Raw genomic sequence first — 20,773 nt, 5'->3', positions numbered from 1 at the left:
GGCCGGGGGCTATTTTGGGGGCTATTCCCCCGGCTTTCCCTGTGCTTGAGCGGCAGTGATATCGGGTTTGGGAACGGGCACACCGAGCTTGTCCCCAAACATCACGATGGCGGCGGCCAGCACGATCAGGAAGGCACCAAACAGGGAAACCGGTTCGGGCAGCAGGCCAAATACCGTGACATCCAGCAACAACGCCCAGATCATTGCGGTATATTCGAATGCCGCCAATGTGGATGCGGGCGCACGTGCCAGTGCCTCGGTCATGAAGATATGGGCAAGACCGCCGGTAAGACCCGCCCCGATCAGCCACATCAGGATTTCAGGCGACGGATCGGCCCAGCCGAACGGCAGGGTCAGCAAACCGCCAAGCGAGCAGATCACGGCAAAATAAAATGCGATGGTGCCCGATGATTCCGTGCTGGTCAGGGCCTTGATCTGCACCTTGGCAAAGGCGGTGGTGACCGCCATGGCAAGACCCGCCCCGATGCCAATCAGAACGCCGGTATCGATCCCCGGTGTCGAGAATGTTGGCCACAGCATCAGGAACACCCCGCCAAAACCGGCAAAGGTCGCGGTAAAGACCGCCATGCCGGGCTTTTCACGCAACATTATCATCGCTACCGGAAGGACGAGAAGCGGGGCGAGGAAGCCAAGAGCCGTCGCAAGGGCAAGCGGCAGATAGGCGAGCGACAGAAACGAAAAGAACATCGACACAAGGCCGAAGGTGCTGCGTTTAAGATGCCCGAACGGCCGGGCGGTGCGAAGGCCGCGCGGAAACTGGCGTCGCCACATCAGATACAGGACGATGGGGATCAGGGCGACAGAGCTTCGCCAGAACATGATTTGGCCGACCGGTGCCTCGAACGAGGCCAGACGGACAAACAAACTCATCACTGCAAACAGACCGGTGGCGGCAAGCCGCAAGCCGATCCCGGACCATACACTGCCCATTTCGGGATTACCCTGCATTTGGCGGGAAGGATGTCCCGCTTATCAAGCAGTACCCTGAATAAGTCGTATGAAATACTGAGATTTTTTCATATCAGGGTCGAGCGAAACTCAGTGGTCGGTTTTGGGGATCGCGCGCCGTCGATACACCAATTTGCCAGCTGTTCCTGCGGACCCGTCTGGATTCATGCCTTCGCAGGAATGATGATTGTGAGGGGATAATTAGTGACTTTTGCCATCGACATGATGCGGGGTCAGGCTGCGCGGGTCGACATCGTCAAGGCAGTTGACGTTGATGGCGGCCATTTTGCTGCCGTCGGGCAGTTGGCCATAGGCAAAGCTTTGGATGCCGCAGGTTTTGCAGAACTGGTGACTGATCTTTTTATCGTTGAAAAGATATTCGGTCAGGTTCTGCCCGCCGGATTTCAGCACGAAATTATCGCGCGGGGTAAAGGCCAGAACCGATCCGAGTTTCTGGCAGCGTGAACAATTGCAGGTGATCGATTTATCCAGATCAAGCTTGTCGACACGATAACGCACCGCACCGCACTGGCAGCCGCCATTGTATGATTTCTCGCTCATTTCATCCTCCTGCGTTACCGGAAATACCCACCCGGCGTTTTGCCGGTGGCCTTGCGAAACATCGCGATAAAGGCCGAGGTGTTTTCATAACCGAGATCAAGAGCGACCTCGGTGACCGGTCTATGATGGGCCAGTTTTTCAAGCGCGTAAAGCAGGCGCAGCTTTTGCCGCCAGTCGCGAAACGGCATGCCGGTTTCGCGTTGAAACAGGCGGGCCAGCGTGCGTGACGATGCACCGCAATCGCGCGACCATTCATCAAGGGTTCGGTTATCAGACGGATTGGCCTGCAACTGTTCGCAGATGCGCGCCAGGCGCGGGTCCTTGGGGGCGGGCAGATGCAGGTTATCGTCTCTGGGCGGTTTAAGCTGATCAAGCAGCACGCGGATCAGCCGTCCCTCAGCCCCGGCTTCGTCATATTCAATCGGGATTTCGGTTGCGGCCCGGATCAGTTCACGCAGAAGCGGGCTTACATCCAGCACCGTGCAGCGATCCGGCAAATCGACCGGAGCATTTTTATCGATATAGATATGGCGCGCACGGGTGAAGGTGGCGTGACTGACAGCATGTTCAACGCCCGGCGGCACCCAGACCGCGCGCTGGGGCGGGACGACCCAGATGCCGGCTTTGGTTGTGACGGTCATGGTGCCTTCGATGGCAAAAATCAGCTGATGCCAGTCGTGACTGTGCGCGCCGATGCTGTAACCGGCGGGAAGGTCGCTCATGCGGACATAAACCGGACGCGGCAGGCGGTCTGGCCGGGGACGGGAATGTTGCGGATATTTCGGGATATCCCGTGATCCATCCATAAGAATGTCCTGTTTGCGACACATGATGGCAGATTATCGCAAGACAGACGTGTGCGGCAACGCTAGTTTGAAGTCCTTCCAACCAAACAGATAAAAGCACGTGCCCCGATTGCCACCGGTTCCGTGCGGGGAAACATCATGTCCAAGGATTTACCACCGGAAACAAGCACCCATGCCGCCCCCATCGAGGTGCCGGGCAATCCCGATCTGTCAGGTGCGACTGTTGCGCATAAGGGATGGCGCAACCCGGAAGTGCTGCTGATTTTCATGGCGGCTGCGATGCCGTTGTCGTTTTCGACCTGGATGGCGTTGTTAAACAACTTTTCGGTCGAGATGGCCGATTTTACCGGTCGCGAGATCGGGATTTTGCAGTCGTTGCGCGAAATTCCGGGCTTTATGGCCTTCACCGCGATTTTTGTGCTGATCATCCTTCGCGAGCAGACTTTTGCGCTGATCTCGCTTCTGGTGTTGGGCATTGGGGTAGCGATTTCTGGCTATTTCCCCACCGTCGTCGGGCTTTATTGTACGACGGTCCTGATGTCGATCGGGTTCCATTATTTTGAAACCATGCAGCAGGCGTTGTCGTTGCAATGGGTGAAAAAGGACCGCACTGCGATGGTGATGGGCCGGCAGCTTTCGGCGAAATCGTTATCGTCGCTGGTGATGTTTGGCATTGTCTGGGCGATGCTGGAACTTCTCGATGTCGAATATCGCTATGTCTATCTGTTTGGCGGGGCCTTGACGATTATTGCCGCGCTGTTTGCCTGGATGGCGTTCCCGAAATTTGCCGATGCCCACCCGCAGACCAAGAAACTGATCCTGCGTAAACGGTACTGGCTTTATTACGCCCTGACCTTCATGAGCGGGGCACGCCGCCAGATTTTCACCGTGTTTGCCGGGTTCCTGATGGTCGAGAAGTTTGGTTATGATGCCGCCACCATTACGCTTCTGTTCCTTCTGAACCATGCGATCAATATGGTGATGGCCCCCAAGATCGGGAAGCTGATCGGCAAGTGGGGCGAACGCAAGGCCCTGACATTTGAATATATAGGTCTGTTCATTGTATTTGTGTCTTATGCCTTTGTCGAAAGCGACAAGCTGGCCGGGGCGCTTTATGTCATCGATCATCTGTTCTTTGCGATGGCGATTGCGATCAAAACCTATTTCCAGAAGATTGCCGATCCGGCCGACATTTCATCGACGGCGGGTGTCAGCTTTACCATCAACCATATTGCCGCAGTGTTCATTCCGGTGGCGTTCGGGTTGTTGTGGCTGATTTCGCCGTCAGCGGTGTTTTTGGCCGGGGCGGCGATGGCGCTGGTGTCACTGGTCCTGGCGCTGAATGTGCCCGATGACCCGGAGCCGGGGAACGAGGTGGTTATGGGATACAAGTCCGATCAACCGATGCTGCGCCCGGCGGAGTAACAAAAGCCGCCTTAACTGGTGCAGAATTTCAATATGCCAAACGCCCGCGATCATCTTGCGGGCGTTTTCATTTGTGTTTGCCTTGCTATTTTCGCAAAATCTTCAAATCCTGACCAAACGAACAATCATAATGTCAGGCACGAGCATCGCTTCAACAGGGACCCTTTCACATGTCATATTTTCGTCTGGCCGGTCGTGCAGTTTTTGGTCGTGCAGTTGCGGGATCAGTCTTGTCGCTGACGGTCGCACTTGCCAGCGGCACGGCATTGGCCGACAGCGCCGTATCGTTGCGCATTCTGGAAACCACCGATATCCACACGCATCTGGTCAATTACGATTACTATCGCGACAGTTCGTCGGATACGGTTGGTCTGGCCAAGGTCGCGACCCTGTTGAAAAACGCGCGCGGTGAGGCCGAAAACGTCGTCCTGATCGATAATGGTGACCTGATCCAGGGCAACCCGCTTGGCGATTACATGGCAAAGCGCCACGGCCTGAAAGAGGGCGAGGTGCATCCGGTTTACAAGGCGATGAACCTTTTGGGTTATGACGCGGCCAATATCGGCAATCATGAATTCAACTATGGTCTCGATTTCCTGGGCAAAAGTCTTTCTGGGGCCAAATTCCCCTATGTCAGTGCCAATGTTTTTGCCGATGACGGCGATAATGATGCCGAAAATGACAAACCGTATTTCCAGCCCTATGTGATCCTTGATCGTGAATTTACCGATGGCGACGGCAAAAAGCACAAGGCCAAGGTCGGCGTGATCGGGTTTGTTCCGCCGCAGATCATGCAGTGGGACAAGGCCAATCTGGAAGGCAATGTCGTGACCAAGGACATTGTCGAAATGGCCAGAAAATACGTGCCGGAAATGCGCGAAAAGGGCGCGGACATCGTGATTGCGGTGCCGCATTCGGGCCTGTCGACACTGGCACGTGAAGGTATGGAAGAAAACGCCACCTATTATCTGAGCCAGGTTGACGGCATTGATGCCATCCTGTTTGGTCATGCCCATACGGTGTTCCCGTCCGACGCCTATGCAAATATAGACGGTGTCGACCTTGCCAAAGGCACGATCAATGGTGTGGCCGCCGTTATGCCGGGCTTCTGGGGCAGCCACCTTGGCGTGATTGACCTGACACTTTCGGTCAATGATGCCGGGGAATGGAAGGTGACCGACAGCTTTTCGGAAGCACGTCCGATTTATCACCGCGAAGGCCGTGATATCACCCCGCTGGTCGATGCCGACCCGGAAGTGATAGAGGCGGTTAAAGAAGAGCACGAGGCAACCATTGCCTATATGCGCGAAGGTGTCGGTACGACGGTCGACCCGATCAACAGTTTCTTTGCACTGGTGGCGGATGATCCGTCGATCCAGATCGTGACCAATGCCCAGAAATGGTATCTGGAACGTATCCTGAAGGGATCGGAATATGACGGGATGCCGATCCTGTCGGCGGGTGCACCGTTCAAGGCCGGTGGCCGTGGCGGCCCGGAATATTTCACCGACATCCCCGAAGGCAAGATCGCACTAAAGAACGTTGCCGATCTTTATATCTATCCCAATACATTGCGGGCGGTGCTGCTTGATGGTGCGCAGGTCCGTGAATGGTTGGAAATGTCGGCCGTACAGTTCAATCAGATTGACCCGAACAGCCGGGAAGAGCAGCCGCTGATCAACGAGACATTCCCGACCTATAACTTTGACGTCATTGATGGGGTCGATTACCAGATCGATGTAACCCAACCGGCCAGATACAACGCATCAGGCGAGGTGGTAAACAAGGACGCACACCGCGTCATCAATCTGACCTATGATGGCAAGCCGGTTGCCGAGGATCAGAAATTCGTGGTTGCGACCAACAATTACCGTGCTGGCGGCGGGGGCAATTTCCCGGGACTTGATGGTTCAAGCATCATCATCGAAGCACCCGATGAAAACCGTACGGTTCTGGCGAACTATATCCTTGAGGAAAAGGAAATCGATCCGAAGGCCGACGGCAACTGGAGCCTGGCCCCCATCGGGGAGGCATCCAAGGTGACGTTTGTCACCAGTCCCAAGGCATCCTCTGCAATGAACGCACCCGACAATATCAGCTTTGTCGGCGAGGATGAAAACGGCTTTGCCCAATATGTCCTTCAGTCGAAATAGGACTGGACCCGAAACAGAAAAAGCCGCCCATCGGAAGAGGGCGGCTTTTTAATTGGGCGTGCGCGAAGACCGTGAAGGTCAGCGACAGCCAGACTGTTACTTTTTGGGACCGTGCGACATATGCGGCGCATTCGGGCGACCCGGAACATTCCGCGGGCCGTCTTCGCGCGGGTTTTTGCCGTTCAGATAGGCGGCTGCGCAATGTTCGTCGCAGTAAGGTTTGCTCGGCACAGATTTCTTGCCGCAGAAATGGAAGTCTTCATCGCCCGGATCACCGAACGGCCAGCGGCACATACCGGCACCGAGATCAAAGATGCTGATGCCTTTGCTCTGCACTTTCGGGGTCGGTGCCTTTTTCGGCTCGCTCTCTTCGGCGCGGCGCTGGATCGGGGAGGGGCGCTTGGGCAGGCCAAGGCGGTGTGCCTTGCCAACGACGGCGTTTTTGCCAACGCCCAGTTCTTCACCGATGCGTGCTGTGGTCCAGCCCTGATTCCAGAGCGAGGTCAGCAGTTCAATCTTTTCCGGCGTCCAGCTCATTTCGAGTATATTCCGTGTTTCTTTGTCTGCCCGGTGGAAAATCCATAGGCAGGTGCTTATTGTCCGAAGTCAAACAGGGATACAGACGTATCCGCTAATATCACGCGGCGCAAGGGTCTTAGCCATTTTGGACCAATCGGGACCAGTTTGACGACCGGCTTGCTGCACGCGGAAAGATGCGCAATTTGCATGACAGCGCGTCAATGTAAAGGGGAGATCGTCATTTGACATGGTTTTTCGTTTCAGTCGCGGTGTTTATGGCGGGGCATATCGTGCCCGGTCTTCTGCGCGGTGCGATCACGGCAAGGATCGGTCACACGGCATATATTATAACGTTTTCGGTCACGTCGCTGTTCCTGCTGGGATGGGTGATTTATGAAGTGCGTCATGCGGACTTCATCGCGCTGTGGCCCTACGAAATCTGGCAAAACCATGTGACGCTGACCTTCATGCTGCCTGCCTGTATTTTGTGGGCTGCGGCGATTATTCAACCCTGTCCTTTGTCGATAGGACGAAAAAAGGGCTTTGATCCGGCGCGCTCGGGGATCAACCGTTTGACCCGTCATCCGCTGCTTTTGGGCATGATGTTGTGGGGACTTGGGCATATCGTGCCCAATGGTGATCTGGTGGCTTTCATGTTCTTTGGCGGGGCGACGGTTTTTGCCGTTGCCGGGTTCTGGCGGATGGAAAAAATCCGCGCCCGCCACATGGACGTGGCCGAATACAAGGCAATCCTTGACGGGACTCGACGGTTTGACGTCGCGGGGCTTGCCAAAGGCGCGCTTGGCTGGCGCGATATCGGGCTGGGAATTCTGCTTTATGTCGTGCTCCTTTGGGCGCATCCCTATGTCATCGGGGTTGATCCATCGGCGGTAATCGGCGGCTGAACCACCATTGACCGCATTTTGCGGTTGTGAGGTCTGATGCAGAAAACCTTGCCGCAACGCTTGAAGTTCCAAGGTTTCATTGGAATACTGGTTCGCAGAATGTCCATCCTGGACAGGTTATTTCTGTGAGGTGTTATGACGTCTCCTGAACTTGCGACCAATCTTGCCCGTTTCGCCGAGATGGAAGGCCGCCACCCCAGACTGCTTCTGGCGACGGCATCGTCGGCGGAAGAATCCCATCACAAGCATGTCGCGACCCTGTTTGCCGATGGCGGGTTTGACGTTGATATCGCCCCGAAAAATTCCGACGCACAATCGATTGCCCGTCAGGCGGTGGATTGCGATGCCGATATTCTGGTTCTGATCCGTTTGTCGCTGACGGCTGAAGACCGGGTGGGGGTAGCCGATGTGATATCGTCGCTGGCCGCCCTTGATGCGGAATATATCAAATTCGGCATTGTCGGGAAAACCGATGACCCGGCGCGTGACAATGTTGATTTCGTCTTTGATCTTGAACATCTGGGAACGGATGATTGCGAGGCGCTGGTCGGTTACATTCTTGAGATTGAAGAAGACCGGGTTGCGCAACATATATAAGGCGTTGCGATATTGCTTGCCGGCCGCAGGCAATGATTTTGAAACCCTTTGGGTGCATGATGGTTGCCTTGTGATGCGGGCAACCAAACCATAGCAGGAACGATTGATGGGAATGCTCAAGGAGACGCTGCTGCGCGTTTTCGTAGGAAAACGCGGACGGGAGGCCCTTAAGGCCTATGGCGATGCACAGTCCCTTCAACTCAATGATCCCGAACTGGCCGCACGCAGTGCTGCCCAGGCCAAACAGGCACGCCGGATCGAAGACCGCGCGATGGCCTATCAGGAAAGTGGCATGTCCTTTGAGGAGGCCCGCGCACAGGCCTTGGCCGAGACCCTGACAGAACAGTCGGATAATCCGCAGGCCGCGATCCTTAAGGCTCTTGAAGCCGCCGATGCCAAGATCGGCAAAAAGAAAAGCCGGATGCCAAGTGCAGCCGACGATGCGCGCGCCAAACTGATTTCCGAAGCATTGGTTGCCATCCGCAACAAGCAGGAAGATCTGGACAAGCTTGATCCGGAATTGCGCGCCAAATTGACCCTGATGGCGGTTGGGGCGCTTATGGGCGGTCCGCCGACCAAACAGTAAGTTTGGGGCGCTTTTGCGCGGGACAAATCAACAAATCCCTATCGGAAAATATTGCGATGCAGCCCGGTGGTCAGCTGGCTGTAATCCGGTTCATTGTCGGCGGTCAGGAAGCCGTGGCGAATCAGGAAATCGATGATCACCAGCGCGCAATTGAATTTGAAATCAAAACTGCTGCGTACGATTTCGGCAACCTCGGCCAAAGGCATCAATTCAAACCGTTCGACTTCGCCGTCCGCACATCGCGGCACGAAATCGGCGGGCAATTCCAGATCATAATTGACCATGACATCGGGCTTTAGCCCTTCGGTGGTTTCGTAAAGATAGGAAACGGTACCGACCGGTTTCAAATTTCTGGAGAGGTTTTCGGGGATGGCGGCTTCTTCGGCACATTCCTTGATCATGTTTTCAAGAAAACCAAGTCCGGTCGGCTGGCCGCCTGCAACCATATTGTCGAGCATGCCGGGATAGGTCGGTTTGTCCTTGGCGCGGTGGGCAATCCACATATGGATGCCATCATCTTTTTGCACATAGCCGTTCATATGCACCCCCCAGGACCGGAACCCGAAATAGGGCATGGCGGACCGATCCAACTGACACAGGGGATCGTGACCCAGTGTCGGGCGAATATCGAACCGTTCGCCATGCAGACGACGGATGACGCCCTGATCGCAAAGCGCCTTGGTGGCGGTATCGAGCGAACGGTTGCGATCATCAAGGGTTCCGATATGTGACGCAAAGCAAAATTCGCCATTTTCATCGCGGACAAAGTCCGGGCCAAGTGCGGACAGGGCGGTGGCAAAGTCCGGACGCAAGGCACCCAGAGACATTCCATCAATGCGGAATGGCACATAGCGCGATGGATTGGCGTTGTTGCAGGCTTTGATATGGTCAAGATAGGTCAAGACGGGCTCCGTCGGTTGGGGCGCACTGCAACACGATCATGTTGCAGTGCCGCGACCCAGACAGACTAAGCGTCCAAGGCCTAAGCGCCAAGGGCAGAGTTGGAATAACCCTTTTCCGATGTCAGAACCGTATTCACATGCACGATCTGACGCAGGCAACGCGCGATATGTTCGGCAACTTTGGTTTCGAGTTGCTGAATCTGGATATCGATCTGCAATTCGCTGAAACCGGCATGGCTGTCGGCGACGGTGGAATGCCAGCTTGCGGGGACAAGATTGCGTTTGGAAAACAGTTCCAGCACACGCGGCATAACATCGGGTTCTGCGGCGGCGTGAACGGCGAAACAATAAACGGATTTGGTCGGCTGCGCGCTTTCAAGCGGCGCGAGAAAAGCATGATCGGTCATGACAATGCACACACATTTTCATTGCATCCAGTAGGCGAAAAGACACGTCCCGGGGTCCTCAGACCACCGGGCTGGTAATTCGCGTAATGGCAACGATGAAAAGGCGGCGGTTGTTCATGAAGATGTTCTTGAACTTTCGGGTCGTTATCCCCGATTGGCTAACGACCGGTAAAATGACAAAGCGCTTGGATAAAGATCAGAGGATCAGGAGCGATGCAATCAGGGCCAGAATGGTGCCAGCAAACAGGATTTCCATCGAACGGGCGATCTGCTGTTCACGGGCAATGGCGATAGCAACGGCTTTGCGCTTATTCATCATTTTTACTCCGTCTTATGACAGGTATCTTTTAATGCACCACACGGTGCACGGTTGAAATATATGCAGGCATATGGTCCCGATACAAGTGCTGTCCTGATAAAAACGTCAAAAAACTTTCAACCTGATGGAAAAGGCCAGCTTTTCTGTGCCTGTTTTGGTCATAAATAACCAAAGGTTGATGGTGCGGCGCATAAAAAACGCGAGAATCGGAATTGGCACGTGGCTCAGTTGCTGCCGATTCCCGCGATATTGGCATGCTGTGCTGCGATACCCGTCGGCAATGTCGATGTTATCCGCAGCGTTATCGGCGGCGTTGTCAGCGAATGGCAAGCTCGGTGATGCCGATTTCCCTGGGTGGTTGGCCGGGGCGGGTAAAGGTGACTTCACCGCGATAGGCCCCTGCGGGCCAGCGATCACCGGGGCGGTTGATATTGACATAAAACCACTTGGCGCGCGGGCCGTTATCGTTTTCGACATTGATGGTGAAATCGCGGTGTCCGCCAATGCCGTTCGGGCCATCCATGCTTAAACGGATGATATCGCCGTTGCTGGCACCAATCAGATAAGCCCAGAAAAACAGGCCGGGGCTTGAGGCGGGGAGTTCGCTGCTTTTGCCATAGCCGCGTTTAATGTCGGTGGCATTGGGTTTGGCCGGCGAAAATCCCGACGCATAAAGCGTTATAGCGCGATAGGACATCTGTTCCTTGGCGGTCTCGCTCCAGAGAACGGCGTTACTGGCATTGCAATCCTGCGGGGTGACGGCACCCATCGGCGTGCCGCTGAACGGATCGACCAGCTGGTTATCCTTGCGCAGGTTGAAATGAAGATGCGGGAAGGTGGCCTGACCGGACATGCCGATCAGTCCGATTGTCTGACCGCGTTCGACCGTATCACCTTTTTTCACCGCCAGCGATCCGCGGCGCAGATGGCAATACTGGCTTTGCCAGCCGTCATCATGGTTGATCAGAATGCCATTGCCGCATTCGATCCCCTTAAGCGCATCCCCGACCAGACGGCCGGCGTCGATATCCTCGACCCCGTCGCGGGTGGCGATCACGGTTCCGGCAGCAACTGCATTGACCTCGACCCCACCAATCATGGTGGCTTCGTCAGGAATGGAAAAATCGGTTCCGCGATGGCCTTCATAGGTGGTAGTGCCACAGGCAAAATCACGGATTTCAGGGCCGGGATCGTGATCGACATAATGAACCACATCGCACTGGCCATAAAGGCAATCGACCGGCAGGTCAAAAGGCGGGCCATCAGCGCGGGCGATGGTCGCGAACGGCACGAGGATCAGAACCCCGAATAGCATTGCCGCAATACGTCCTGTCGCCTGACCCATCAAATCCTCCTGCCGGTGCCCTGCGACAACCGGTTCAGAAACGGTTTTTGGCAGGACTGCTTCGTCACACATCCTTCATCTAACATAATGGTGATGGACTTGCGATGGGCAAGGTACTGTATTGTTTCAATATCATCGACTATGACCATAAAGACACAGTCGTCGTTGCAGTGCGTGGTGTTTGGCAGGAACAAGATGGATCAACAGGCAGGGTTTTTAAGATTGGGCATCTTTGCCGCCATCCTTGTCGTTATGACAATGTGGGAGGCATTTGCCCCCTATCGTCCGGCGGGCGGGCTTCGCCATCCGGGGCGGTGGCTGACCAATTTCGGTTTGCTGCTGATGGGGACCGCGCTTAGCCGGTTTACCGTTGGTGCGGCGATGATTGCGGCCGCCATTCTGGCAGGTCAGCATGGCTGGGGCGTGATCAATCAGGCCAAAGCATTGATCGGGGTTCCGGCGTGGCTTGGCGGTTTGATCGCGATTGTCGTTCTGGATTGTGCGGTTTACTGGCAGCATCGCCTGACCCATATCATACCGGTTTTCTGGCGGTTTCATCGGGTGCATCATTGCGATATCGAATTTGATGTCTCGACCGCCGTTCGGTTCCACCCGTTCGAAATCGTGGCGTCAGCAATTTACAAATCGACCTTTGTGATCCTGCTGGGGGCCGATCCGTGGGCGGTGGTGATTTATGAAAGCATGCTAAGCGGTTTTGCGCTGTTTAATCATGGTAATGTTCATTTGCCGGGCGGGTTTGACCGGCTATTGCGCCGATTGATTGTGACGCCCGATATGCACCGGGTCCATCATTCCAGCCTGATGTGTGAAACCAACAGCAATTACGGAAATATCCTGTCTGTGTGGGACCGGCTGTTTGCCAGCTATGTCGATCACACGCAAACCAATGATCATGACATGCAGATCGGACTTGAAGATTTTCGCGACAAACGCAGCCAAAGCCTTTGGGCGGTGTTGTGGATGCCATTTCGCCGTTCTTGATGGGATCGCCGCTTATTCTCCTACGATCCCGCGTACGACCATGGCGGATGCCACCAGCGACCGGCGGCCATCATCCTTGCCCCCCAGATAGGACCGTTCGGTGGCGGTGCGCAGTTGGTGGGCCAGTTCCGGATCAAGATCGTTAAAGAAATCGCGGATCAGGCTGTGTGCCCCCAGAAGCGACTGCCAGTAATCTTCGAAATCCAGAAAATCCATGCGGATCGACAGGGTCGCGGTATCAACATCGCCCAAACCCGCATCGGACCAAAGATCAAAAAGCGCGTCTTCGCTTTGATAGGGGATATCGAAAATCCTGCTGCGCAATTCGTCGCCTGATGGATAGGCGACAACCGCGGCAGCATCCAGAAACAGCCGGATAAAGGATAATCCCCCGGCACGGTCCCAGACACTTGCCGCAATCCGCCCGCCCGGTTTCGTGACCCGGACCATTTCCGAAACAGCACCCGCCGGACCATCCAGATCGTTTAACAGCAATTGCGAAAAGGCGGTGTCGAAGCTGTCATCGGCAAAGGGCAGATTGCTGGCGTCGCCGGTTTCAAAGCTGACATTTTCCGCAGCGCTGAGAAGGGCTTCGGACAGGTAATCGGGGATCAGGTCCACCCCGACAATCCGGGCCTTGGGATAGCGCGTGGCGGCGGCAAGTGTGAGGCTCCCGGTACCGCAACCGACATCAATCAGCGCACCGCAGGATGGGGCGGCAACGAAATCAAGGAAGCTGCGCGACAGGCGGCGGCTCCATCGGCCCATGGCGATTTCATAGATGTCAGCAGTGGTCGCATTCATGGACGTTTTCCGCAATTTGTTGTTCTGAGAGGCAGTTTGCACCGTGACGGGGCGTGACGGAAGCTCCCATTTGGGCAGGCATAGCCGATATGGCAAGCCGGTTAAATTACCTTGTTCAACCAATTATCCATTGCCGAAAAAAGAAAACACGAAATAATATTGCGAATGCTGCGGCGCAAAAATAAATCACAAGTCAGACGTGGCGATCAAAAACAGGCAAGGAAAGTCAGGAAATGAGAGAGATGAACGGACTGGAAGGGCTGTATCTTGAAGATATCGAGATCGGCATGGTCGGAAGTTACGCCAAAACCGTCACCGAAACCGATATCGTGATGTTTGCCGGATTGTCCGGCGATACAAATCCGGTTCATCTTAATCAGGAATTTGCCGAAACCACGATGTTTGAAGGCCGCATTGCGCACGGCATGCTGTCGGCCGGTTTCATTTCAACCGTTCTGGGCACGCGTCTTCCGGGGCCGGGTACGATTTACCTGTCGCAGAATTTGCAGTTCAAGGCACCGGTCCGCATTGGCGATACCGTTACCGCAAAGGTCACGGTGCGCGAAATCATCGCGCCCAAGCGCCGTGTGGTTCTGGAAACCAATTGTTATGTCGGTGATAAATGCGTGATTGCGGGCGAGGCGATGGTGATGGTGCCGTCACGCCAATAAGCATCTTTTGTCGGAAAAGTCTTTACGCTTCGGGCTTGCGCGCTTTATAGCTGCCCGCTGGACCGTGCGGATATGCGATCTGCCGGCATGATGACGAGCAAAAAAGAGAGACCGGCGCGGATGCGCGTTTTTCGATCTTTTAACAATCTGACAGATGACGCACGCGGTGCGGTCGTTGCGATTGGTAATTTTGACGGCCTTCACCTAGGCCATCAGACATTGCTTGATCATGCGCGCGAAATCGCCCGCGATCTGGATGCGCCGCTGGGGATCCTTACGTTTGAACCCCATCCCCGGATGCTGTTCCGTGCTGGTGAACCGGAATTCCGCCTGACATCGGCTGATGACAGGATTACGGCGGCGTCTGATCTGGATATTGAGCTGTTTTTCGAAGCCCGCTTTGATCGCGATTTTGCCGCCATGAGCGCCGAAGAATTCATCGAGCACATTCTGGTGAACGGGCTTGGTGTTCGCCATGTCGTCGTTGGCTGGGATTTCTGCTTTGGCAAGGGCCGGGCAGGCAATGTCGATCTGCTGCGCGAAATTGGCGAAAAATCGGGTTTTGGCGTGACGGCGATTGAGGCGGTGACGCATGATAACGGGATCATCTATTCCTCGACCGCGATCCGACAGGCGCTGCGCGATGGCCGCCCGCAGGATGCGACCCATTTGCTGGGGCGCCCGTGGGAAGTAGCCGGTGTGGTGATCAAGGGCGATCAGCGCGGCCGGACGATTGGTTTCCCGACTGCCAATGTTGCACTTGGCAATCATCTGCGTCCGAAATTTGGTGTTTATGCCGTCGAGCTTGGCCTGATATCGGACGCAAATGACGAAACCGTTGAACGCTGGGTCGACGGAGTCGCAAATATTGGTGTTCGCCCCAGCTTTGGCGGGGATGCGGATGCCGGGCTTGAAGCCCACCTGTTCGATTTCGATCAGGACATCTATGGCCGTCGCGTTCGCGTGCGTTTGCACGGCTTTATCCGGGGCGAACAGAAGTTCGACGGGCTTGATGCACTGAAAGCCCAGATCGCCGCGGATGTGATTGCCGCCAAAGAGATTCTCGGCAAGATTTGAATTTGTCGACGAACCCGTTATGATCCGCGCGCCTTTACGGGGGCAGCCAGTATCACCGGGGGTTCGCCCTTGTAATTTGTTTAAAGACGACAGGACCGTCACGATGAGTGTCGAATACAAAAAGACCGTTATCCTGCCCAAGACCGATTTTCCGATGCGGGCGGGTTTGCCAAAGATGGAGCCGACCCTGCTGGAACAGTGGGCGAAAGAGGACCTCTATGGCAAAATTCGCGGTATTTCGGCGGATCGTGAAATGTTTGTCCTGCATGATGGCCCGCCCTATGCCAATGGCCATCTGCATATTGGTCATGCACTCAACAAAATCCTGAAAGACGTGATCACCCGTTCGCAGCAGATGCTGGGCAAGAACGCGGTTTATGTGCCGGGCTGGGATTGTCACGGGCTTCCGATCGAATGGAAGATCGAAGAACAATACCGCGCCAAGGGCAAGAACAAGGACGACGTGCCGATTGCCGAATTCCGCAAGGAATGCCGCGAGTTCGCCCAGAAATGGCTTGATATCCAGCGCGAGGAATTCAAGCGGCTTGGCGTGATGGGCGACTGGGACAATCCCTATGTCACCATGGATTACAAGGCCGAGGCATCGATTGCCCGCGAGCTTGGCAAATTCCTGATGAACGGCTCGCTCTATATGGGCTCGAAGCCGGTCATGTGGTCGGTGGTTGAAAAAACCGCCCTGGCCGAGGCCGAGGTCGAATATCACGACCACACCAGCAAAACGATCCATGTCCGGTTCCCGGTTGTTTCATCCAGGGTCGAAGCCCTTTCCGATGCGACGATCCTGATCTGGACCACGACCCCATGGACGATCCCGGGCAACCGCGCGATTTCGTACGGAGCCGAGATCGACTATGTCGTGATCGAAGTGACCGAAACTGCCGAAGAAGCCTGGGCCAAGGTCGGCGAGAAAATGGCGATCTGTACCGATCTGGTCGAAGACGTTTGCAAAAACGGTCGCATCACCGGGCACAAGGTCGTTGGTAGCTTCAAGGGTTCCGACCTTGATGGTACGATTGCCGCCCATCCGTTCCGTGGGCAGGGTTATGAATTTGACGTGCCGCTTCTGGCGGCGGATTATGTCACGACCGACACCGGTACCGGCTTTGTCCATACCGCGCCGACGCATGGCCCGGACGATTACCAAACCGGTCTGAAATACGGTCTTGAAATCCCGGAAATGGTGGATGGTGAAGGGGCTTATTACCCGACCGTGCCTCTGTTTGCCGGCAAACGCATCTATGATGAAAATGGGAAGGAAGCCGATGCCAACGAGGCGGTCATCGCCAAGCTGGTCGAGGTTGGCGCGTTGCTGTCGCGCGGGCGTCTGAAGCACTCCTATCCGTGCTCTTGGCGATCCAAGGCCCCGATTATCTATCGCACCACACCGCAATGGTTCATTTCCATGAAGGATAATGACCTGCGCGAAAAGGCGTTGAAGGCGATTGATGAAACCCGCTTTGTACCGGAAGGCGGGCGTAACCGTCTGCATTCGATGATTGCCAATCGCCCGGACTGGTGCGTTTCGCGCCAGCGTGCCTGGGGGGTGCCGATCACGGTGTTCATCAATAAAAACACCCGTGAACCGCTGCGCGATCAGGACGTGCTGAACCGTGTTTACGACGCCTTCTGCGAAGAAGGTGCCGATGCATGGTTCACCCGCGATGCACAATATTTCCTGGGCGACAAATATGACGCCAAGGATTTCGAACAGGTCACCGACGTTCTTGACGTCTGGTTTGATTCCGGTTCGACCCATGCCTTCGTGCTGGAAGAACGCCAGGACCTGAAATGGCCGGCTGATCTTTATCTTGAAGGATCGGATCAGCATCGCGGCTGGTTCCATAGCTCTTTGCTGGAATCGTGCGGTACCCGCGGTCGTGCGCCGTATGATGCGGTTCTGACGCACGGTTTCGTTCTGGACGGCGAAGGCCGCAAGATGTCCAAGTCGCTTGGTAACGTCATCGCGCCCCAGGACATCATCAACAAGCTTGGTGCGGATATCCTGCGTCTTTGGGTGGTCAGTTCCGACTATCACGATGACCTGCGCATCAGCCACGAGATCATCGAGCGTCATTCGGACATCTATCGCCGCCTGCGTAATACGCTGCGTTTCCTGCTGGGCAATCTTGACGGCTTTACCGAGGCGGAAAAGGTCGCGGATAGCGAATTGCCGGAACTGGAACGCTGGGTTCTGCATCGTCTGAGCAAGCTGGACGATCTGGTGCGCAAGACGACGGCGGATTTCGATTTCCATACGCTGTTTATCGAACTGCATAACTTCTGTGCGCTTGATATGTCGGCGTTTTACCTCGATATCCGCAAGGACGCGCTTTATTGCGACGCGCCAAGCAGTGCCAAACGCCGTGCGGCGCGCACCGTCATGGACCGCGTGTTTGACAGTCTGGTGCGCTGGCTGGCACCGGTTCTGTGCTTTACCGCCGACGAGGCATGGCGCGCGCGCTATGGTGCCGACAGTTCGGTTCATTCCGAGACGTTCAACACGATCTCGGATGGCTGGAAAAACGACGCGCTGGCCGCCAAGTGGGAAAAAATCCGCAAGCTGCGTCGCGTTGTAACCGGTGCGCTGGAACTGGAACGTGCCGAAAAACGCATTGGGGCCAGCCTTGATGCCGCGCCAAAGGTCTATGCAACGGCGGAATATGTCGAAGCGCTCAATGGCCTTAATCTTGCCGAAATCGCCATCACATCTGATGTCGAACTGATCACCGGCGACGCACCCGAAGGGGCCTATACCCTTGAGGAAGTTACCGGCGTTGGTGTGGTTCCGGCATTGGCCGAGGGCGAGAAATGCGAGCGTTGCTGGCAGACATTGCCCGAAGTCGGCAGCCACCCGGTGCACAAAACCGTGTGCCTGCGCTGTGCTGATGCCGTTGATGAAATGGGGATCGAGGCCGCCGAATAAGGCGGCCCGTTTCCGGTTCTGGTCTGTCCATTCGGAAGACCGTGTTCAGGCAAGACAGAAAGAGTGTTGATGAAACATCGTGCCTTTGTCTTTGGGCTGGTCATTATTGCGGTTGTCTTTGCCGTCGATCAGTGGACCAAGCAGCTGGCGATTGACGGATTGTCAAATCCGCATCGCGTGATTGAAGTCACGCCGTTCATGAATTTCCTGCTGGCATGGAACAGTGGCGTTTCATTCGGCCTGTTCCAGGGGCAGGCGCCGTGGGTCATGATTTTGGCGACGGCGGCAATTACCGTCGGCTTCTTGATCTGGATGTGGCGGACGCGCGACCGGTTGTTGGGCATTGCGCTGGCGCTTGTGGTTGGCGGGGCGGTTGGCAACCTTGTTGACCGGTTGCGTCACGGGGCGGTAACCGACTTTATCGACATGCATGTTGCAGGCTATCATTGGCCGGTTTTCAACATTGCGGACAGCGCAATTACGATTGGTGCAGTCCTTTTGTTGATCGATTCCCTGTTTGGCGGTAAAAAATCATCCAGGTAATTTTTGATCCGGCATTTCCGTGCCGGAGACTGAGTGGTAAAGAGGCATCAATGGCCCGGAAACTATCGACATCGATTTTCAAAGTTGCGCTGCTGGGCGGTTTGGCATTTGCCGTGTCCGGTTGTGAATCAACGCGTGAAACGTTTGGTCTGAACAAAACGGCTCCGGACGAGTTTCAGGTTGTTTCCCGTGCACCGCTGAGCCTGCCGCCTGATTTCACGCTGCGTGTTCCGGAACCGGGCGCACCACGCCCGCAGACCGGCACGACCACCGATCAGGCGCGTCGTATCCTGACCGGTGAAGACCCGGACGCGGTCAAGCGTGATATCACCGATGGCAATCGCAGCCAGGGGCAGGTTGCCCTGCTGTCGCAGTCGGGCGCGCAATATGCCGATCCGGCAATCCGCACCACGGTTGATCGTGAAACATCGATCTTTATCGAAGAAAGCGACAGCGTCGTCGACAAGCTGATCTTCTGGCAGGAAAAGCCGCAATTTGGCACCCAGGTCGATGCCGAAGCCGAAGCCAAGCGCATCCGCGATCAGCAGGCATTGGGTGAGTCGGTTTCCGAAGGTGAAACACCAGTCATCGAACGCCGTCAGAAAGGCTGGCTGGAAGATATCTTCTAGGGTGTTGCGGTCACTTTCCGGTGAGTTGTCCCGGAAATAGAACAAAATTCGAATTATGGCAGGGCGCGGTCTTTCCGCGCCCTTGTTCTGTCATATTCAGTTCTTAATCAAAACTTGTCCGTTGCCATATAGATCAGGCACCCTGCCTGGTTCTGGCGATCCTGCTTATAGCATTGGGATGACGTAATGACATTTCCGACCCGATCCCCGATTTCGATATTTGCGCGCGGGCCAATTGGCCTGCTTGCCGCTGTTCTTATGATCCTGAGCCCCCATTTGGCCGGGGCGGCGGTTTTCAGCCCGCAAACCATGACCCTTGATAACGGCATGCAGGTTGTGCTGGTGGAAAATCACCGCGCCCCGGTCGTAACCCATATGGTCTGGTACAAGGTCGGATCCGCCGACGAGACTGAGGGTGTATCAGGGATTGCCCATTTCCTTGAACATCTGATGTTCAAGGGGACGAAGGACATTGCGCCGGGTGATTTTTCCAAGATCGTTGCGCGCAATGGCGGCAATGACAATGCATTCACCGCATGGGACTATACCGGGTATTTCCAGAATATCGCGCGTGACCGGCTTGAAATGGTCATGCAGATGGAAGCCGACCGGATGCAGAATCTTCAGCTTTCCGATGATGTGGTTTTACCCGAACGCGACGTGATCATCGAGGAACGCAGATCACGGATTGATAACAATCCCGGTGCGCTTCTGGGTGAACAGATGCGCGCTGCCCTTTATATGGCCCATCCCTATGGCCGGTCGATCATCGGCTGGCTCAATGAGATGGAAACCCTGTCGACCGATGACGCGCTGGCCTTTTATCGCAAATGGTATGCGCCCAATAACGCCATTCTGGTCGTGGCCGGGGACATCACCATGGATCAGCTTAAACCGCTGGCCGAAAAATATTATGGTGTCATTCCGGCGGGCGACGTTGCCACCCGCCACCGTGTCAAGGAACCGACCCAGCATGCCCCGCGCAAGGTAACGCTGACCGATCCGCGCGTCGGGCAGGCATCCATGTCGCGCTATTACCTTGCACCGTCCTACAACAGCGAAAATGCCGATCAGGCCGCCCCGCTTGAGGTCCTGAGCGAAATCCTTGGATCTGGCACGACCAGCCGTTTCTTCCGCTCGCTTGTTGTCGATCAGTCGATTGCGACCAGTGCCGGGACTTTCTATGACCCGGTTGCGGTTGATCTGGCAAGCTTTGGCCTGTATGCCGTCCCGCGCGACGGTGTCGAACTGGCCGATCTCGAAAAGGCGGTTGATACCGAAATTGCCAAGGTTGCGGAAAATGGCGTGACCGAGGAAGAACTGGCACGCGCCAAGCAGAAGCTTCTTGATAGTGCGGTTTTCGCCCGTGACTCCCTTTCGGCGGCTGCGCGTACCCTGGGCGAAGCGCTGGCGGTTGGTTTGACCGTCGATCAGGTTGAAAGCTGGCCGGATCGGATCAAGTCGGTAACGGTCGAGCAGGTCAACGAAGCTGCCAAATCGGTATTTGACGATAAACGTTCAGTAACCGGCTGGTTGCAACCGCCCGAAGGCGGCCCGGTGAACGGCATGCCAATCGCGCCGGTCACCGGCGAGCAGGAGGTGCATTGAT

22 protein-coding genes are annotated in these 20,773 nt (G+C 55.6%); 12 read left to right on the top strand and 10 right to left on the bottom strand.

Features of this window, described 5'->3' with window-relative positions; all coding sequences use genetic code 11:
* Positions 1–21: 21 nt before the first annotated feature.
* The 3 genes from P8T57_RS05825 to P8T57_RS05815 form a co-directional block, all read right to left on the bottom strand.
* Positions 22–951, bottom strand: a complete 930-nt coding sequence (locus P8T57_RS05825) for a DMT family transporter (protein ID WP_083195719.1) — start codon at positions 949–951, stop codon at positions 22–24.
* 219 nt (positions 952–1,170) lie between these two features.
* The gene (locus P8T57_RS05820; protein ID WP_063094715.1) at positions 1,171–1,530 is read right to left on the bottom strand and encodes a GFA family protein; all 360 of its coding nucleotides are present in this window, start codon (positions 1,528–1,530) and stop codon (positions 1,171–1,173) included.
* A gap of 14 nt (positions 1,531–1,544) precedes the next feature.
* Entirely contained in the window at positions 1,545–2,336 is a 792-nt protein-coding gene (locus P8T57_RS05815; protein ID WP_341364875.1) for a helix-turn-helix transcriptional regulator, read from the bottom strand.
* A gap of 138 nt (positions 2,337–2,474) precedes the next feature.
* Between P8T57_RS05815 and P8T57_RS05810 the strand changes: the two genes are divergently transcribed.
* Together P8T57_RS05810 and P8T57_RS05805 are read left to right on the top strand one after the other, a co-directional pair.
* Positions 2,475–3,761 carry an MFS transporter gene (locus P8T57_RS05810; RefSeq protein ID WP_341364874.1) on the top strand — a complete coding sequence of 429 codons (1,287 nt, stop codon included), beginning with the start codon at positions 2,475–2,477 and terminating at the stop codon, positions 3,759–3,761.
* A 170-nt stretch (positions 3,762–3,931) separates the two neighbouring features.
* Positions 3,932–5,914, top strand: a complete 1,983-nt coding sequence (locus tag P8T57_RS05805; RefSeq protein ID WP_341364873.1) for a bifunctional 2',3'-cyclic-nucleotide 2'-phosphodiesterase/3'-nucleotidase — start codon at positions 3,932–3,934, stop codon at positions 5,912–5,914.
* A gap of 96 nt (positions 5,915–6,010) precedes the next feature.
* Here P8T57_RS05805 and P8T57_RS05800 read toward each other — a convergent pair whose 3' ends face one another.
* Entirely contained in the window at positions 6,011–6,451 is a 441-nt protein-coding gene (locus tag P8T57_RS05800) for a GcrA family cell cycle regulator (RefSeq protein WP_007090171.1), read from the bottom strand.
* 224 nt (positions 6,452–6,675) lie between these two features.
* On the opposite strand from P8T57_RS05800, the gene P8T57_RS05795 reads away from it, so the two are divergent.
* From P8T57_RS05795 to P8T57_RS05785, 3 genes are all read left to right on the top strand, one after another.
* On the top strand, positions 6,676–7,338 hold the full coding sequence (locus P8T57_RS05795) for an NnrU family protein (protein ID WP_341364872.1): 663 nt from the start codon (positions 6,676–6,678) through the stop codon (positions 7,336–7,338).
* Between the two features lie 135 nt (positions 7,339–7,473).
* Positions 7,474–7,935 carry a hypothetical protein gene (locus P8T57_RS05790; protein ID WP_065701777.1) on the top strand — a complete coding sequence of 154 codons (462 nt, stop codon included), beginning with the start codon at positions 7,474–7,476 and terminating at the stop codon, positions 7,933–7,935.
* 106 nt (positions 7,936–8,041) lie between these two features.
* Positions 8,042–8,521 carry a hypothetical protein gene (locus P8T57_RS05785; RefSeq protein ID WP_065701776.1) on the top strand — a complete coding sequence of 160 codons (480 nt, stop codon included), beginning with the start codon at positions 8,042–8,044 and terminating at the stop codon, positions 8,519–8,521.
* Between the two features lie 38 nt (positions 8,522–8,559).
* On the opposite strand, the gene P8T57_RS05780 is transcribed toward P8T57_RS05785, so the two are convergent.
* From P8T57_RS05780 to P8T57_RS05760, 5 genes are all read right to left on the bottom strand, one after another.
* Positions 8,560–9,423, bottom strand: coding sequence for an NUDIX hydrolase family protein (locus tag P8T57_RS05780; protein WP_065701775.1), 864 nt, complete (start codon positions 9,421–9,423; stop codon positions 8,560–8,562).
* A gap of 80 nt (positions 9,424–9,503) precedes the next feature.
* On the bottom strand, positions 9,504–9,830 hold the full coding sequence (locus tag P8T57_RS05775) for a hypothetical protein (RefSeq protein WP_007090166.1): 327 nt from the start codon (positions 9,828–9,830) through the stop codon (positions 9,504–9,506).
* Positions 9,831–10,026: 196 nt separating this feature from the next.
* Entirely contained in the window at positions 10,027–10,149 is a 123-nt protein-coding gene (locus tag P8T57_RS05770) for a hypothetical protein (protein ID WP_255414996.1), read from the bottom strand.
* A 105-nt stretch (positions 10,150–10,254) separates the two neighbouring features.
* Complete coding sequence (locus tag P8T57_RS05765; RefSeq protein WP_063094707.1) at positions 10,255–10,479, bottom strand: hypothetical protein; 225 nt, start codon at positions 10,477–10,479, stop codon at positions 10,255–10,257.
* Complete coding sequence (locus P8T57_RS05760; RefSeq protein WP_230729478.1) at positions 10,466–11,494, bottom strand: M23 family metallopeptidase; 1,029 nt, start codon at positions 11,492–11,494, stop codon at positions 10,466–10,468. The genes P8T57_RS05765 and P8T57_RS05760 overlap by 14 nt, the downstream gene beginning before the upstream one ends.
* A 195-nt stretch (positions 11,495–11,689) precedes the next feature.
* Here P8T57_RS05760 and P8T57_RS05755 point away from each other — a divergent pair, with 195 nt between their 5' ends.
* Complete coding sequence (locus P8T57_RS05755) at positions 11,690–12,496, top strand: sterol desaturase family protein (RefSeq protein WP_341364871.1); 807 nt, start codon at positions 11,690–11,692, stop codon at positions 12,494–12,496.
* A gap of 12 nt (positions 12,497–12,508) precedes the next feature.
* Here P8T57_RS05755 and P8T57_RS05750 read toward each other — a convergent pair whose 3' ends face one another.
* The gene (locus tag P8T57_RS05750) at positions 12,509–13,300 is read right to left on the bottom strand and encodes a class I SAM-dependent methyltransferase (protein WP_007090162.1); all 792 of its coding nucleotides are present in this window, start codon (positions 13,298–13,300) and stop codon (positions 12,509–12,511) included.
* A 233-nt stretch (positions 13,301–13,533) separates the two neighbouring features.
* Here P8T57_RS05750 and P8T57_RS05745 point away from each other — a divergent pair, with 233 nt between their 5' ends.
* The 6 genes from P8T57_RS05745 to P8T57_RS05720 all read left to right on the top strand — a co-directional run bounded on the left by P8T57_RS05745 (position 13,534) and on the right by P8T57_RS05720 (position 20,772).
* A complete protein-coding gene (locus P8T57_RS05745; protein ID WP_037987282.1) occupies positions 13,534–13,971 on the top strand; it encodes a MaoC family dehydratase in 438 nt (145 codons plus the stop codon).
* A gap of 120 nt (positions 13,972–14,091) precedes the next feature.
* Entirely contained in the window at positions 14,092–15,048 is a 957-nt protein-coding gene (locus P8T57_RS05740) for a bifunctional riboflavin kinase/FAD synthetase (protein WP_341364870.1), read from the top strand.
* A 103-nt stretch (positions 15,049–15,151) separates the two neighbouring features.
* Positions 15,152–17,992, top strand: coding sequence for an isoleucine--tRNA ligase (ileS, locus tag P8T57_RS05735; protein ID WP_341364869.1), 2,841 nt, complete (start codon positions 15,152–15,154; stop codon positions 17,990–17,992).
* Between the two features lie 69 nt (positions 17,993–18,061).
* The gene (gene lspA / locus P8T57_RS05730; RefSeq protein WP_007090158.1) at positions 18,062–18,535 is read left to right on the top strand and encodes a signal peptidase II; all 474 of its coding nucleotides are present in this window, start codon (positions 18,062–18,064) and stop codon (positions 18,533–18,535) included.
* Positions 18,536–18,585: 50 nt separating this feature from the next.
* Positions 18,586–19,164, top strand: coding sequence for a DUF3035 domain-containing protein (locus P8T57_RS05725; protein WP_007090157.1), 579 nt, complete (start codon positions 18,586–18,588; stop codon positions 19,162–19,164).
* A 186-nt stretch (positions 19,165–19,350) separates the two neighbouring features.
* Positions 19,351–20,772, top strand: coding sequence for a pitrilysin family protein (locus tag P8T57_RS05720; protein WP_341364868.1), 1,422 nt, complete (start codon positions 19,351–19,353; stop codon positions 20,770–20,772).
* The last annotated feature ends 1 nt before the right edge of the window (position 20,773 follow it).

Origin of the sequence: Thalassospira sp. SN3W (assembly GCF_038070535.1) — a bacterium.
Classification (GTDB): Bacteria; Pseudomonadota; Alphaproteobacteria; order Rhodospirillales; family Thalassospiraceae; genus Thalassospira; species Thalassospira xiamenensis.
Note: the sequence above shows the minus strand (reverse complement) of the source record. Positions and strands in the feature narration are given on the sequence as shown.

Excerpts from the sequence above, each read along its gene's own strand:
- P8T57_RS05740 (WP_341364870.1), top strand. The coding sequence starts at position 14,092 with ATGCGCGTTTTTCGATCTTTTAACAATCTGACAGATGACGCACGCGGT.
- lspA (WP_007090158.1), top strand. The coding sequence starts at position 18,062 with ATGAAACATCGTGCCTTTGTCTTTGGGCTGGTCATTATTGCGGTTGTC.
- P8T57_RS05750 (WP_007090162.1), bottom strand. The coding sequence starts at position 13,300 with ATGAATGCGACCACTGCTGACATCTATGAAATCGCCATGGGCCGATGG.
- P8T57_RS05785 (WP_065701776.1), top strand. The coding sequence starts at position 8,042 with ATGGGAATGCTCAAGGAGACGCTGCTGCGCGTTTTCGTAGGAAAACGC.
- ileS (WP_341364869.1), top strand. The coding sequence starts at position 15,152 with ATGAGTGTCGAATACAAAAAGACCGTTATCCTGCCCAAGACCGATTTT.
- P8T57_RS05790 (WP_065701777.1), top strand. The coding sequence starts at position 7,474 with ATGACGTCTCCTGAACTTGCGACCAATCTTGCCCGTTTCGCCGAGATG.
- P8T57_RS05760 (WP_230729478.1), bottom strand. The coding sequence starts at position 11,494 with ATGGGTCAGGCGACAGGACGTATTGCGGCAATGCTATTCGGGGTTCTG.
- P8T57_RS05800 (WP_007090171.1), bottom strand. The coding sequence starts at position 6,451 with ATGAGCTGGACGCCGGAAAAGATTGAACTGCTGACCTCGCTCTGGAAT.
- P8T57_RS05725 (WP_007090157.1), top strand. The coding sequence starts at position 18,586 with ATGGCCCGGAAACTATCGACATCGATTTTCAAAGTTGCGCTGCTGGGC.
- P8T57_RS05775 (WP_007090166.1), bottom strand. The coding sequence starts at position 9,830 with ATGACCGATCATGCTTTTCTCGCGCCGCTTGAAAGCGCGCAGCCGACC.
- P8T57_RS05720 (WP_341364868.1), top strand. The coding sequence starts at position 19,351 with ATGACATTTCCGACCCGATCCCCGATTTCGATATTTGCGCGCGGGCCA.
- P8T57_RS05755 (WP_341364871.1), top strand. The coding sequence starts at position 11,690 with ATGGATCAACAGGCAGGGTTTTTAAGATTGGGCATCTTTGCCGCCATC.
- P8T57_RS05805 (WP_341364873.1), top strand. The coding sequence starts at position 3,932 with ATGTCATATTTTCGTCTGGCCGGTCGTGCAGTTTTTGGTCGTGCAGTT.
- P8T57_RS05810 (WP_341364874.1), top strand. The coding sequence starts at position 2,475 with ATGTCCAAGGATTTACCACCGGAAACAAGCACCCATGCCGCCCCCATC.
- P8T57_RS05825 (WP_083195719.1), bottom strand. The coding sequence starts at position 951 with ATGGGCAGTGTATGGTCCGGGATCGGCTTGCGGCTTGCCGCCACCGGT.
- P8T57_RS05745 (WP_037987282.1), top strand. The coding sequence starts at position 13,534 with ATGAGAGAGATGAACGGACTGGAAGGGCTGTATCTTGAAGATATCGAG.
- P8T57_RS05770 (WP_255414996.1), bottom strand. The coding sequence starts at position 10,149 with ATGATGAATAAGCGCAAAGCCGTTGCTATCGCCATTGCCCGTGAACAG.
- P8T57_RS05820 (WP_063094715.1), bottom strand. The coding sequence starts at position 1,530 with ATGAGCGAGAAATCATACAATGGCGGCTGCCAGTGCGGTGCGGTGCGT.
- P8T57_RS05815 (WP_341364875.1), bottom strand. The coding sequence starts at position 2,336 with ATGGATGGATCACGGGATATCCCGAAATATCCGCAACATTCCCGTCCC.